Annotated in this window: 9 protein-coding genes; 2 read left to right on the plus strand and 7 right to left on the minus strand. The window is 63.6% G+C overall.

Annotated elements, in window-relative coordinates; translation table 11 throughout:
* Positions 1-353 precede the first annotated feature (353 nt).
* The 7 genes from ACRECS_RS09130 to ACRECS_RS09160 all read right to left on the minus strand — a co-directional run bounded on the left by ACRECS_RS09130 (position 354) and on the right by ACRECS_RS09160 (position 9502).
* Positions 354-1676: an amidohydrolase family protein gene (locus tag ACRECS_RS09130; protein WP_431582648.1), complete on the minus strand. Its 1323-nt coding sequence runs from the start codon at positions 1674-1676 to the stop codon at positions 354-356.
* Between the two features lie 41 nt (positions 1677-1717).
* The gene (locus ACRECS_RS09135; RefSeq protein ID WP_431582649.1) at positions 1718-2728 is read right to left on the minus strand and encodes a dipeptide epimerase; all 1011 of its coding nucleotides are present in this window, start codon (positions 2726-2728) and stop codon (positions 1718-1720) included.
* 41 nt (positions 2729-2769) lie between these two features.
* Positions 2770-4203: a serine hydrolase domain-containing protein gene (locus ACRECS_RS09140; RefSeq protein WP_431582650.1), complete on the minus strand. Its 1434-nt coding sequence runs from the start codon at positions 4201-4203 to the stop codon at positions 2770-2772.
* A gap of 32 nt (positions 4204-4235) precedes the next feature.
* Positions 4236-5864 carry an N-acyl-D-amino-acid deacylase family protein gene (locus ACRECS_RS09145; protein ID WP_431582651.1) on the minus strand — a complete coding sequence of 543 codons (1629 nt, stop codon included), beginning with the start codon at positions 5862-5864 and terminating at the stop codon, positions 4236-4238.
* A 38-nt stretch (positions 5865-5902) separates the two neighbouring features.
* Positions 5903-6988, minus strand: coding sequence for an alpha/beta fold hydrolase (locus tag ACRECS_RS09150; protein WP_431582652.1), 1086 nt, complete (start codon positions 6986-6988; stop codon positions 5903-5905).
* Positions 6989-7136: 148 nt separating this feature from the next.
* Entirely contained in the window at positions 7137-8186 is a 1050-nt protein-coding gene (locus tag ACRECS_RS09155) for a DUF1611 domain-containing protein (protein ID WP_431582653.1), read from the minus strand.
* Between the two features lie 719 nt (positions 8187-8905).
* Positions 8906-9502 (minus strand): helix-turn-helix domain-containing protein, encoded by a 597-nt coding sequence (locus ACRECS_RS09160; RefSeq protein WP_431582752.1) that lies wholly within the window; start codon positions 9500-9502, stop codon positions 8906-8908.
* A 297-nt stretch (positions 9503-9799) separates the two neighbouring features.
* Here ACRECS_RS09160 and bla point away from each other — a divergent pair, with 297 nt between their 5' ends.
* Positions 9800-10822, plus strand: coding sequence for a class A beta-lactamase (bla, locus tag ACRECS_RS09165; RefSeq protein WP_431582654.1), 1023 nt, complete (start codon positions 9800-9802; stop codon positions 10820-10822).
* A 4-nt stretch (positions 10823-10826) separates the two neighbouring features.
* A complete protein-coding gene (locus ACRECS_RS09170) occupies positions 10827-13199 on the plus strand; it encodes a serine hydrolase (RefSeq protein WP_431582655.1) in 2373 nt (790 codons plus the stop codon).
* Positions 13200-13235: the final 36 nt, after the last annotated feature.

The raw sequence follows: 13235 nt of genomic DNA on the forward strand, positions 1-13235 counted from the left end.
TTGTCAATGTGAATTCGGGCGCCCGGAACGGCACCGAATTCCCGTCGCTGCGGGAATGGTTGCGGGAAAATGTCTTTTTGAGCGTTCTGCGGGAATCTGCGGGAATTTCTGCGGGAATTTTGATGGAGCGACACGGGAATTTTTCGCGTGGTTTGCGGGAAAATCGGGACGTCGCGGACACGTTCATGAGGGACTCGATTTCTGCTCTGCTTGATTCAAACTGTCCGCCGGATGCGCTTTACCCGGCGCGCGACGCATCCATCCGGGAGAGCAGATATGACAGGGCCCGACAGTGACTTGAATCATACCAGGCATGCCGGCCGGAACGATGATCGCCCCGACCAGCCGGCGCGCTATTCCCCGACCGCGCGCGTCACCACGCCGCCCTTCATCACGAACGCCATCGCCTCGAGCGCGCGGACGTCGCTGAGCGGATCGCCCTTCACCGCGACAATGTCCGCCGCCTTGCCGGTGGCAAGCGAGCCGATTTCATCCTGAAGCCCGATATGCGTCGCGCCCCAGACCGTCGCCGACCGGATCACTTCGATCGGGGTCAGGCCAGCCTTGGCCATCAGCGCGAATTCGCGAGCATTCTCGCCGTGCGGCGAGACCGCGGAATCGGTACCGAACGCGATCTTGACGCCACCTTCATGCGCCCGGCGCAACGCAGCGATCATCGACGGGCCGACAATCCGGGCCTTGGCGCGGACATTCGCCGGCATCCATTCGGCGGTTTCGGCCTGGCGCGCGACAGTGTCGCCAGCCAGCAGGGTCGGCACGAGATAGCTGCCCTTCGCCTTGAACAGCCGGATCGATTCCGCATCGAGATAGGTGCCATGCTCAACCGAATCGACACCGGCACGAAGTGCGGCATTAACCCCGTCAGTGCCATGCGCGTGCGCCGCCACCTTGCGCCCGAGATGGTGCGCGGTCTCGACGATCGCGACCAGTTCGGCATCGCTCATCTGCTGGCCCAGCCCTGCCGCGGTGTTGGACATCACCCCGCCGGTCGAGGCGGTCTTGATGATGTCGGCGCCGCTCTGCACCGCGAGGCGCACCGCCCGTGCGCAGTCGTCAGCGCCGGAGCACAGAGTCGGCGCGCGGAACATGTCGTGGATTTCCTGGCGATAGCCATGCACATCGCCATGCCCGCCATGCGCTGCGACACCACCGGCGGCGATGATCCGCGGCCCGGTCACCTTGCCCGCCGCGATCGCGTCGCGCAGCGCGTTGATCGCCAGCGGATCGGCGCCGAGGTCGACCACGGTGGTGAACCCCGCACGGAGCGTCCGCTGCGCATTGACCAGGCCATCAAAGGCCTGATCGGTCGCGGACTTGGTCACCGCATCGAGCTGGCTGGTCGGGCCGGACTGGAAGGTGATGTGCACATGGCTGTCGATGAAGCCGGGCATGACGAAACTGTCGCGCAGGTCAATCACCTTGCCGTCGCCAACGAAGCCATCGCGGATTTCGGTGACCCGTCCGCCCTCGACCACGATGGTCTTGTTGGTTTCGACCCGCCCGCTGGCCGGATCGGCCAGCAGCCGTCCGGCCTGAATATAGGTCCGGGGCGCCCCCTGGTTCTGGGCCGCCTGTCCCTGCGCCGCCGGGCCTTGTGCCGCGAGCGGCTGAACCGCCGTCGCGCACATCATCGCCGCCAATATGGCCGTCTTCATCTGCACCCTCCCCATTCTGTTTTCATTGATTGTTCGCGCACTCAGGCGACCGTGCGGCCCCAGATATCCTCGTCGCACCAGGCATTGCCATGCTCGTAGCGGATCGACGGGACACGGTCGGCGGCAAGGAAAATCGGCCCGTCGAGATCGACAATGTCGCACAGCTGGCCAAGCACGAACGCCGGCCCCATCGCCAGGCTCGACCCGACCATATTGCCGACCATCACGCCCAGACCGAGTTCGCGTGCGCGCCGCGCGATCGCCAGTCCTTCGGTCAGCCCGCCGCATTTATCGAGCTTGATATTGACCACGTTGAACCGGCCGACCAGTCCCTCGACATCGCCAAGGGTCAGCGCGCTTTCATCCGCAGCGAGCGGGATCGGGCATTGATAGCCGTCGAGATCGGCTTCGCGCCCCCGTGCCAGCGGCTGTTCGAGCAATTGCACATCTGCCGCCACCAGCGCCGCGACCAGCGTGTCGAGATCCTCGATCGCAAAGCCTTGATTGGCGTCCACGCCAATCCAGCATTCCGGCCGTGCCGCGCGCACCGCCTGGACCCGTGCGATATCGGTATCGAGGTCACCGGTGAGCTTGAGCTTCAACGCGATCGCCTGGGCATAGCCCCGAGCGCCCGCCGCCATCACCTCCGGATCATCGGCGCCGAGCGTAAAGGTGGTGCGCAGCGGGCAAGGCTGCGGCACCCCAGCGCTTTCCCAAACCGGTGTGCCGCTGCGCCGCGCCTCCAGTTCCCACAGCGCGCAATCGATCGCATTGCGCGCACCGCCGGCGGGGAGAAGCTGCAGCAAGTCTTCGCGCGTCACCCCGGCCTCGACCGCATCGCGCACGCCGTCGATGGCGGCGCTCATCACGGCCACGTCGTCGCCGAGATAATAGACCCCCGCCGCTTCGCCGCGCCCGATATGCTCGCCATCGGAAATCGTCGCCACCACCACCGGCGTTTCAGTGAAGACATGGCCGGAAATGCGGAACGGCTTGGCCAGCGGCAGCGATTCAACCACATAATCGAGCGACAGCCGGGTACGCACAGTCATTGTCGATAGTCCTTTGGTTTCAGATCATTGGCGGTTTCAGATCATTGAGCGCCCGTACCGGGAGCCAGCGCGGCCACGATGCGGGAGAGATAGGTGTTGTAATCGAAGGTCTGCCCCTCCGGCGTCCAGCCAAGCCGGACGATCACCGCATCACGCGACGGGATCACCGCGACAATCTGGTGATTATGCCCCATCGCCATGAAGGTATCGACCGGCAGATCCTTGAACAGCCGGCGGCGCTCCCCGGCATCGTCGCCGCGATTGAGCCAGAACTGGCCGCTGTAAAGTGGCCGCGGCGCAGCGGCGGTGGGCGTGTGGACGAAGTCGATCCATGATTGCGACAGCAGCCGCTTCTTCCCCACCATCCCGCCATTCAGGTAAAGCTGGCCGAACCGCGCCCAGTCGCGCGCGGTGGCATAGGCATAGGAACTGCCGACCGGCACACCGGATTCATCCGGTTCGATCAATGTGCTCGTCATGCCAACAGGTTCGAACAGACGCTTGCGCGCGAACCGCGTCGCCGCTTCGAGCGACGCGCCAGTCGCGGTGAACACAATGCGCGAAAGGATATTGGTCGTGCCCGACGAATAGCTCCACACCGATCCGGGCGCCTTGTCCTGCGGCAATGATGCCGCCAGCGCGCCCATATCGGGTGCGGCGAACAACATGTTGATCGAATCATTGCCGGGCTCGTAGCTCTCGACGAAACGCAGGCCACTCGACATGGTCAGCAGCTGGCGCAAGGTGATCTTGCCGCGCGGATCGCCCGCACCCTGCCATTCCGGCACCGGCGCCGGCGCATCGAGTTTGAGCACGCCGTCATCGACCAGCAAGCCAATCAATGTGCCGGCAATGCTCTTGCTCGCCGACCAGCCGAGCAACTCGGTGTTGCGGTCGAAGCCCGGGGCATATTGCTCGGCGACGATCCGTCCGCCCTGCACCACGACGATCGCGCGAGTGTCGGGATATCCGTCCTTGTTCTGCTCGACAAAGGCCTGGTTGACCGCCTTGTCGAGCGCCGCCTTGTCGACCTTTGGCCCCGGTCCCTTGGGCTGGGCATCGCCCAGCGGCCAGGGTTTCGCCGCCTGCAGCTTTAGCGGCACAAGGCCAGCCGATTGGCGCAGCAGTGTGTCACGCCCGGTCTTGCCGGTCAGCAAGGTGCAGCCCACCGCCGGCCGGTACAGCGCCGTGCGCGTGACGGCGCCGGGCGCCGATGCGATGACGGTGCGATCCTTGCGGTCGACCGCCAGGGTGACCGCTTTGGTGAAGGGCGCGAGCGCCTGAACATCGTCGCGCAACACATCCGCTTCGGCCCGCCCAGCGACGAAGATGCCGGCGCAGGCGATCTGCGCCGAGACCGCCGTGCCGAGATCGGCCGGACCGGAAATCGGGGCGGGAACCGGGTCGGCAAAGGCCGGCGCTGAGAGCAGCAACGCCAGACCCGCAAGGCCAGTCCCGGAAATGTGTCGGATCATGCAATCTTCCTTCGTCGTGGTGTCAGCCCGGCTCAGTCGCCGCAGCTGTGGCGAAGCACTTCGCCCTTCCTCGCCCCCGTATGCTTGCCGCCTTCGATCGTGACCACACCGTTGACGATCACCGTGTCGATCCCGGTCGGCAGCGCGGTGGGTTTTTCCCAGCTTGCAACGTCATCGAGTTTGGCGAGGTCGAAGATCACGATATCGGCGTGCATCCCGTCGCGGATCAAGCCGCGGTCGCTCAGCCCCATGCGCTGCGCCGGCCAGCCGGTCATCTTGCGCACGGCATCTTCCAGCGAAAGGATCGGGCGGCGCTTCACATATTCGGCGATGACACGCGGGAACGTGCCATAGGCCCGCGGATGCGGCAGGCCGAGCGCATCCATGCCGCCGAGCTTGACCGAGGCGGCCGCGTCGCTGCCGATGCTGGTCCAGGGCTGGCGCAGCGCGGTCTCAATGTCCTGCTCGCTGATCATGAAATACAGCGCCACGGAGCGGTTGGGCAGTCCCTCGAGCAGGATATCCCATGCCGCATCGGCCGGGTCGCGCTTCAGCGCCGCGCCGATCTTGTCGAAGGTCTGGCCGTGATATTGCGCGTATTTGGCGCTGAAGCCATTGGCGAGCCGCACATTGCCCCAGCCGCCTGAGGCATGGACCAGGTTGGACCAGCCTGGCATCGATCCCGCCGCGAGGTCCTTCTTCATCCGTTCGCGCTGTTTGGGATCGCGCAGCCGCGCGACGCCCTTCTCGACGCCGTCAGCCCAGACCCAGGTCGGCGCGGTGATTTCGAGGCCGGTGCCGCCAGCGGTATAGGGATAGAGATCCGCCGCCACGTCCACGCCGCGCGCGCGCGCGGCGTTGATCGCCGCGACGGCCTGCGGCATCAGCTTGCCCCATTGAGGTGCAAAGGCGGCCTTGAGGTGGAAGATTTCGACCTTCACCCCGCCCTTTTCGCCGATCTCGATCGCTTCCTCGATTGCCGGGACGAGCTTTTCGCTCTCGTCGCGCATATGCGTCGCATAGAATCCGTTGCACTGCCCCGCGACCTTGGCGAGCGAGACCAGGTCCGCGGTGGTCTGAAAGCTGCTCGGCGGATAGATCAGGGCGCTGGTAATCCCGAACACGCCGGCGCGCATCGCGGTCCTGACTTCCCCCTTCATGGCCTCCATCTGCGCAGCGGTCGGGGCGCCCGCCGCATCGCCCATGATCTTCTCACGCGCCTGGTGGGAGGCGTAATAGGTGCCGAAATTGACCGAAATGCCCTGAGTTTCGAGCTTCTTGAAATAATTGGAAACCTCTGCCGCATCGACCGGAGTGCCGCCTTCGCCGGCAATGACGGTGGTTACGCCCATGCGCAGCTTGTTCTCGGCATCGCCATTCTGGAGCAGGACTCCGCCCGACTGGTCCATCATGTCGATAAAGCCGGGCGAGACATAGCGGCCGGTCGCGTCGATCTCGCGCGTGCCATGTCCGGCAATCTTGCCGACATGCACCACGCGGCCATTCTTAACCGCGATATCGGCGCTCACCCAAGGGTTGCCGGCGCCGTCGAGGACGCGGCCGCCACGGATAACAATATCATATTCCGGCCCAGAGTCCGGCGCCGGCGCGTTCGAGACGAGCAGCAGGCATGCCGCCGAGCCGAGCAGAATATTCTTCATCATTCCATCTCCCATCACGACTGTTTGAAACTGGCCTCTTACCGGACCTGATCGTCAGATTTTGGCTTCGCATCGGCGCGCACCGTATCGACCACATCCCTGACCGCGGCGATCACGACATCGGGACGGTCGATCTGGATGTAATGGGTCGCATCGGGCACACTTTGTTCACGACCGCGCGTCGACATGCGCGCCTGTTCCTGGTGAAGCGTCCGCCATTCCTGTTTGAACCGGTCGCCGCCCTGGCGCGTCACGCCCATCCCTTTCAACTGATCGGCGGTCAACGGCGCCATCGCGGTCAGCACAATCACGGGACGGTTGCCGAAACTGCGGACCTGGCGCGCCTGATCCAGCGTCCGGTCGAAGCCCTCGACTTCGGACAGCGCGCCCTTGATCGATGTGCCGATATAGGCGGACGCCTTCGCGGTCGCTTCCCGGCGGACCGCCGGCACCTCGCCGCCGGTCATCAGGAAGCGCACAATACCGGTCCAGGAGACGGCCGAGGCGACCTTCATCATGGTCAGATATTGTTTCGGATCGAGATTAGTGTGCACCAGCTTCCCGAGCCGGACGATCTGATCGGGGTGGGACGGATCGACCATCACCAGCCCGGCGACCCGATCGCCATATTTCCCGACATAGGTCATGGTGTACGGACCTCCGATCGAATGCCCGACCAGCACCAGCGGATCGGTGATCCCGGCGCCCTTCAGCGTCGCATGCAGATCCTCGGCAACCGCGGCGGCGTCCTGCGGCGTGGATTTGGCGTCGCTCCACATGATGCCGGCGCGGTCATAGGCGCAGGCGCGGGTGAAGCCGGCGATCTTGTTATGCACCAGGGTCCAGTCGAGCGATCCGCCCGTACCCAGCCCGGCCTCGAAAATGACCGTCGGCGATCCGCTGCCGCGGCAATCGATATGCATGCGCCGCCCGCCGATATCGACCAGCTTGCCTGGCGGCGGATAGTTTCTCGTCGCATTCCATCGGCTCAGCGCCTCATAGATCGCGCCCACCACGATCACGAGGATCAGCAGCGCCAGGATGCCCAGCCCGATCCGCTTCAGCCAGCGCTTCACGCGCGAGCGCTTGACCGGAAGCGGTACCGGATCGCTGATCGGTGTCATGACACTATCCCCTCGGCGACGCCTCGGGGCGCCTGTTCTGATCGGTCGAATGGCGCCGGACGCCAATGGTCAGCAACGGCAGAGCCCGGCGACAGGGAGCGTTTGAGCCAGGAAGATCCGATTTCCCCAGCCATGGCGCTCCTCTGGTTCATGCAAGACAGCTGTCGATCAGCCGGGCGAACGGGTCGCCACCGCGGATCGGATCGGCGACGGGCAGGCCAAGCCTGCGGCTCTCCTCGGCCATCACCGCGGTCGCCTCTTCCTCCGTGAGATGCGAGGTGTTGAACGAGATACCCGCGCAACGGATCGCCGGGTTGGTCCGCGCGCCAAGCCGCAGGTTGAGATCGATCGTTTCCTCCAGGCTCGGCAGGGCGTAGGAATCGGATCCGAGCATGATCGTCCGGCCCGGCTGGTGACAGACGATGATGACATCGGGCTGGCTGCCATGGAGCAGGCCAAGCGACACCGCGGCATAGGCGGGGTGGAAGAGCGAGCCCTGTCCTTCGACCACGTCCCAATGACCGGGCGCGGCATCGGGGCTGAGCAATTCGGCGGCGCCCGCCTCGAAATCGGAGACCACCGCGTCCATCGGAATGCCGCCGCCGGCGATCATGATCCCGGTCTGCCCGGAAGCGCGGAAATCCGCGTCGAGCCCGCGCTCGACAAAGGCCTGCGACACGGCGAGCGCGGTATATTTCTTGCCCAGCGCGCAATCGGTGCCGACGGTCAGCAATCGCTTGCCGGTCCGCTTGCGCCCGGTGCCAACGCTCAGGCCAGCCGGCGGGTGGCGCACATCGATCAGCTGCCGCCCAAGGCGCTCGGCCATCACGGCCAGCCCGGGCACATCGGCCAGGCGGACATGCATGCCGCTGACGATATCCAGCCCCGCCTCGAGTGCTTCGATCAGCGCCGAAACCCAGCTCGCCGGGATCACCCCGCCGCTATTGGCGACGCCGATCAGCAGCGATCGCGCGCCTCGGGCATGCGCTTCGGCGGGTGTCAACGCAGGCAATCCCGTGCTTACCGTCGCCTGAGGCAAGGCATATTCGCCCGTGCATTTGTCGGGCGCCCAGTCGCGCAGGCCGTAGGCGGTCTTGGCAAACCCGGCCTCGGTCGTGTCGCCCAGGAACAACAGATAGGGTTGAGGCAGGCGCAGCGCGCTCGCATCCGTAGTAAAGGGCGTGTTGATATTCACCATTCATCCTTGCACATCAAAAAAGGAAGATCGGCAGCCAAATCCGCAATATATGGCCGACCCGGGCTCACCCGGAGAAACAAAGGCGTCAAATGAATCGAACGCAGCACTGCGGCGATAACTATCTCACGCCTTCCTGGCGGGAGTCGCGCCGCCCGCCATTAGCCGATGACCATGTCAGCATCTGCAATCTCTCCCATTGCCATTTTTCATCCTGATTAGGATCATATTTTCAATATTTGATAATTGCAAGGGGGTTTATAACAACACTATCCCAATGGCGCCCTCCACTTGAAGGGCGAGCGCCACGGTCAAAAGGGAGTTGCGGCAGCATTTTCCTGCGATCCACAGCGTTTTTACGCCGTGCCCATACCGTGCGAAGTCGGGACGCTGGATGGTGTTCGAGACGAAATCGATCAGATTAAATATCTGATATACAATGATATTACATGACACCCCTGCCGAGGCGGCGGCCTGAGATATGCAACATACGGTGTCCCATATCTCGCCGCGCTTCTCCGCGGTCGGGTCCGTTCAGCCCGGTCGGCAGTGGCGATTCAACCCTTGCATGAGATCGGGCATGACGACCCTTGCCGGACTTATATCGGCGCGCTCTTTCTTATTGTCGGAAAAACCAGGATTGTCGCTCTGCTATCTGCGCAGAGCTTCGCGCACGATCCGAGCTCGTGCAGGCGCCTCACGTAACCCTCGATACTTCAGGGTCAGCCCTCATCGTCGATCGGGTGCAGGGTCGATTTCAGATCATCCTGGGTGGCCGAGCATATTGAAAGGATACGGCATGGGCCTTCACCAACAGCGACATATCCATGCCCCATCGTGCCGTCGAAATACACCGAGTCCCCTTTGCTGAGAAGCGATGGCGCATAGAGGTCGCAATAGAATTCGCATTGCCCCTCAAGGACTAAAGCATATTCCTCACCCGGGTGGCGCATCAGCTCGCCGAAATCCTCGATCGACCGCACCTTGATATCGATGATCATCGGATTGAGCGTTTTGTGAAGCAGGTCCGCGGAAGGATAGATATAGTTATAGGTCGCCGTGCGGATCGAGGGCCCCTCCCCCGCCAAGGTGATGCTGCGCCGGCCCGTGGCGGTCCGGCGCGTCGCGGGAGCCGGCGCTCCAGTCGAGAAGAGCCGGGTGATATCGATGTCGAGTCCGCGGCTGATGCGCAGCAATTTTTCATAGCTGAGCGACATCTTGCCCGTTTCCGCCTTGGACAGCGTAGAGACAGGCATCCCCGTGCGCTGGCTGACGTCGGCCAGTGTCAGGCCAAGCTCCTTCCGGATATCTCGCAACACCGCTCCCGGATTGTCTTCCGCGAACGTCCGCGGATCACCGTTCGGCGATTCACGAAGACTGGCAGGCGGCATCTTGATCCTTTCACTCAATTTTCTTGATCAGCATATTGGGTACCATTGTCATTGCGCAGGAAAAACCCGAAAAAACATCCATTTCACTATGAAGGCGCTGAGAAATCACGACGCAGCGAGTCGCCCAATCAGGACATCAGTTGACAAAATAGAAAATTTCGAAAGGATCGCTGAATTGGGCGGACGGATCTCACCGGCCCTATGCAAATATCTGAAAGGGTCTCCATGAAACACCTGTCTCTCCGGTCCGCCGCCGGCGCATTGATGCTTCTGGCAAGCCCTACCTTGCTCCTGACACCCGCCGCCGCGTCGAATGCCAGGACGGTGGACCCCAGGACGCGATTGGCGGAAGAATTCGCCCGCCTGGCCAAGCAGACCGACGGTATTGTGGGCGTCGCCGTGCAGCGGGTCGATGGGAGCGTCCGGACAACGCTCAATGCCGGCACGACCTTCCCGATGGCCAGCACCTTCAAGATTGCGGTAGCCGGGACGATCCTGTCCAGAGTGGACCGGGGCGAACTGAAGCTTGACCAGATGATCACAGTGGATCCGGCGGTCATTGTGGAGTCTGAAGGCATCGCCGAACAGATGCCGCATCCGGGCGTGTCCCTGTCGCTTCACAATCTGCTGGAGCTCATGCTGACCCGCAGCGACAACACCGCGACGGACGTATTGACGGCACAGGCGGGCGGCCCGGCGGCGGTGACGGCATGGCTCCGCAGCCTTGGCGTGACCGGCCAGCAGGTAAACGGCGATACCGCCCGCATCATCTACCGCGCTTATGATATCACGCCGGGATCCGGAACCTTTGCCGAGCAGATCAAGGCCGCCCTTGCGGCCGATCCTGCCAAATTCGAACGGGCAGAAAAAGGGACGCCGAACAAGCCGTTCAATGAGGACCCCCGCGACAGCTCGACGCCGGAAGCGATGCTTGATCTGCTGCTGAAGATCCAGTCGGGCAAGGCGCTCAGCGCCGCGAATACCAAAGTGCTGCTCGACATCATGGAGCGCTGCCACACGGGCGAAAAGCGCCTCAAAGGACTGCTGCCGCTCAGCACGGTGGTTGCGCACAAGACCGGCACCTTGCTGAGCATCGCCAATGATGTCGGCCTGGTCACGCTGCCCGATGGCAGCACGTTCGCGATCGCCGTTTACGTCAAGGGAGACACCAAGGGCACCGACGTGCAGGAACGGGTGATCGCCGAGATCGCGCGCGCCGCCTATGATTATTTCGTATTGGTCGGCTGAGGTCATGATCCGGCGCTTCCCCATCCTGGTTGCCGTGATGGTGGCTGTTGTCAGCCCGGCTGCAGCTCAAACCAATCCTGCCGCCCCCTCCGCCGCCGTCATTGCGGCAGCCGCCCATAATATCGATGTCGCCGCACGCGCCGAACGCAAGGACAAGGCAATCCCGTCAATCGCCGTTGCGCTGGTCGACAGGACCGGCGTGATCTGGTCCGCGGCCTGGGGCACCGTCGACGCCGCGGACAGCCGGCCGGCAACGCCCACCACACTTTATCGGGCGGGATCGGTCAGCAAATTGTTCACCGATGTCGCGGTGATGAAGCTGGTCGAGCAAGGCAAGCTCGATCTCGACGCGCCGGTCACGCGCTATCTGCCGGAATTTTCACCACACAATCCCTTCGGTGTCGCCATCACGCTGCGGCAGCTGATGACTCATCGCAGCGGCCTGGTCCGCGAGCCGCCGCGCGGGAATTATTTCGACGCCACGCCCAAAGGCCAGGCCGACACCGTCGCCAGCCTCAACGCCACAAGCCTGGTGGCGAAGCCCGGGACGATGACGAAATACTCCAATGCGGGCATCGCCGTGGTGGGCGAGGTTGTTGCACGCGTCACTGGCATGCCGTTTGAAGAGGCGGTGCGGAAACTGGTGCTCACGCCGCTTGGCATGGCCGCCAGCAGCTTCACGCGCGCCGACCTCAAGACACCAGTCGCCTATGCGCAAATGGCATCCTTTGATGGCGGCCGATGGGCGGCTCCCGCGCTCGATCTGGGGACGCCGGCGGCGGGCAATCTGTATACCAATGTCGGCGATCTCGGCCGGTTCGTCACATCGATGCTGAACTCAGGCGCGCTGCCCGGCAGCAACGACACGCTGCTGCGCAGCGGCAGCCTTGCGGAGATGTGGCGCGCGCAATATCCGGTCGCGGCCGATGCCCGAAGCTTCGGCCTTGGCTTTGTGCTCGGCACGCTCGACGGCCAGCGAACCCTGGGACATGGCGGCGCCGTGTACGGCCATGCGACCGATGTTCGCTTCATGCCCGATGCCGGTATCGGGGTGATCGTTTTCAGCACGGTCGATGCCGGGCCGACAGCACAGCGTATCGGTACCTTCGCCTTGCGCAGCCTGCTCGCGGCGCGGGACGGAAAGCCGCTCCCGCAATGGCTACAGACGCAGAGGATATCGGGCGCCGCGGCGACAGCGAAGTCCGGCCGTTTCGTGGCTGGCCAAGACAGCGTCAATGTTCGCGTTTTCGATGGCGGCCTGGTGCTGGACGGCCCGGAGGTGGCCGCGGAAGTGCGGCAGGCCAGCGACCATAATTATCTGGATGACGCGCAATATTTCAGCGACGCGCTGGCGTTCGCACCTGACGCGAGCTGGGTCGAACTGGCGGGCCGGCGCTATGCACGCGCGGATTGGCCACGCCCGGCAAAGCCGGACGCCGAACTGGCCGGACTGATCGGCGACTATGGTTGGGACTATAACGTGCTTCGCATCTACCAGCGCGACGGCAAGCCCTATGCGCGGATCGAATGGACCGACTGGGCGCCGTTGCGGCGCCTGGAAGCCGATCGTTACGCCTTTCCCGAAGGTGTCGGGCTTTATCCGCTCGAATCTCTGCGCTTCGAACGGAATGCCTCCGGCAAGGTGACGGCGGCGCTTCTGGGCGCGATCCGATTTCCGCGGCGTGATTTCGGCGCAGAAGCGGAAGCGGCGATCCGCTCAGTCATGAATACGGGCATCGATGCGCTGCGTGCCAAGGCGCGCGCCGCAGTGCCTCCTGTCGAAACCACAGCGCTCAAAGCATCGGATCTGGTTGCCCTGACCGCCGTCGATCCCGGCATTCGGCTTGATATCCGCTACGCCGCGACCAACAATTTCATGGGCCAGAAAATCTATGAACGCGTCGGTGCGTTCATGCAGCGGCCAGCCGCCGAAGCGGTCGGGCGGATTCACAAGTCCTTGGCGGCACAGGGCTTCGGCCTGCTGATCCATGACGCCTATCGCCCCTGGTATGTCACCAAGATGTTCTGGGACGCGACGCCCCCGACTAACCGGATCTTCGTTGCGGATCCGAGCCAGGGGTCGCGCCACAATCGCGGCGCGGCCGTCGATCTGACTATGGTTGATCTTCGCACCGGTGCGCCAATCGTAACGACGGGACGCTATGACGAATTCTCCAGCCGATCCTATTCCAACTATGTCGGCGGAAGCGACGAGCAGCGATGGCTGCGCGAAGTATTGCGAACCGCGATGGAGCGTGACGGGTTCACCGTCTATTCCCAGGAATGGTGGCATTTCGACCGGGTCGGCTGGCGGGACTATCCGATCGGCAATCAGTCATTCCAGGATCTTGCGGCTGTGCCCGACACGGTAAAATAGGCCGCCCGGACAGCTTGATTCTGCATGATCAATCGC

The organism is Sphingomonas sp. (assembly GCF_050725575.1).
Taxonomy (GTDB): Bacteria; Pseudomonadota; Alphaproteobacteria; order Sphingomonadales; family Sphingomonadaceae; genus Sphingomonas.

Excerpts from the sequence above, each read along its gene's own strand:
- ACRECS_RS09140 (WP_431582650.1), bottom strand. The coding sequence starts at position 4,203 with ATGATCCGACACATTTCCGGGACTGGCCTTGCGGGTCTGGCGTTGCTG.
- ACRECS_RS09155 (WP_431582653.1), bottom strand. The coding sequence starts at position 8,186 with ATGGTGAATATCAACACGCCCTTTACTACGGATGCGAGCGCGCTGCGC.
- ACRECS_RS09135 (WP_431582649.1), bottom strand. The coding sequence starts at position 2,728 with ATGACTGTGCGTACCCGGCTGTCGCTCGATTATGTGGTTGAATCGCTG.
- ACRECS_RS09150 (WP_431582652.1), bottom strand. The coding sequence starts at position 6,988 with ATGACACCGATCAGCGATCCGGTACCGCTTCCGGTCAAGCGCTCGCGC.
- ACRECS_RS09170 (WP_431582655.1), top strand. The coding sequence starts at position 10,827 with ATGATCCGGCGCTTCCCCATCCTGGTTGCCGTGATGGTGGCTGTTGTC.
- ACRECS_RS09130 (WP_431582648.1), bottom strand. The coding sequence starts at position 1,676 with ATGAAGACGGCCATATTGGCGGCGATGATGTGCGCGACGGCGGTTCAG.
- bla (WP_431582654.1), top strand. The coding sequence starts at position 9,800 with ATGAAACACCTGTCTCTCCGGTCCGCCGCCGGCGCATTGATGCTTCTG.
- ACRECS_RS09145 (WP_431582651.1), bottom strand. The coding sequence starts at position 5,864 with ATGAAGAATATTCTGCTCGGCTCGGCGGCATGCCTGCTGCTCGTCTCG.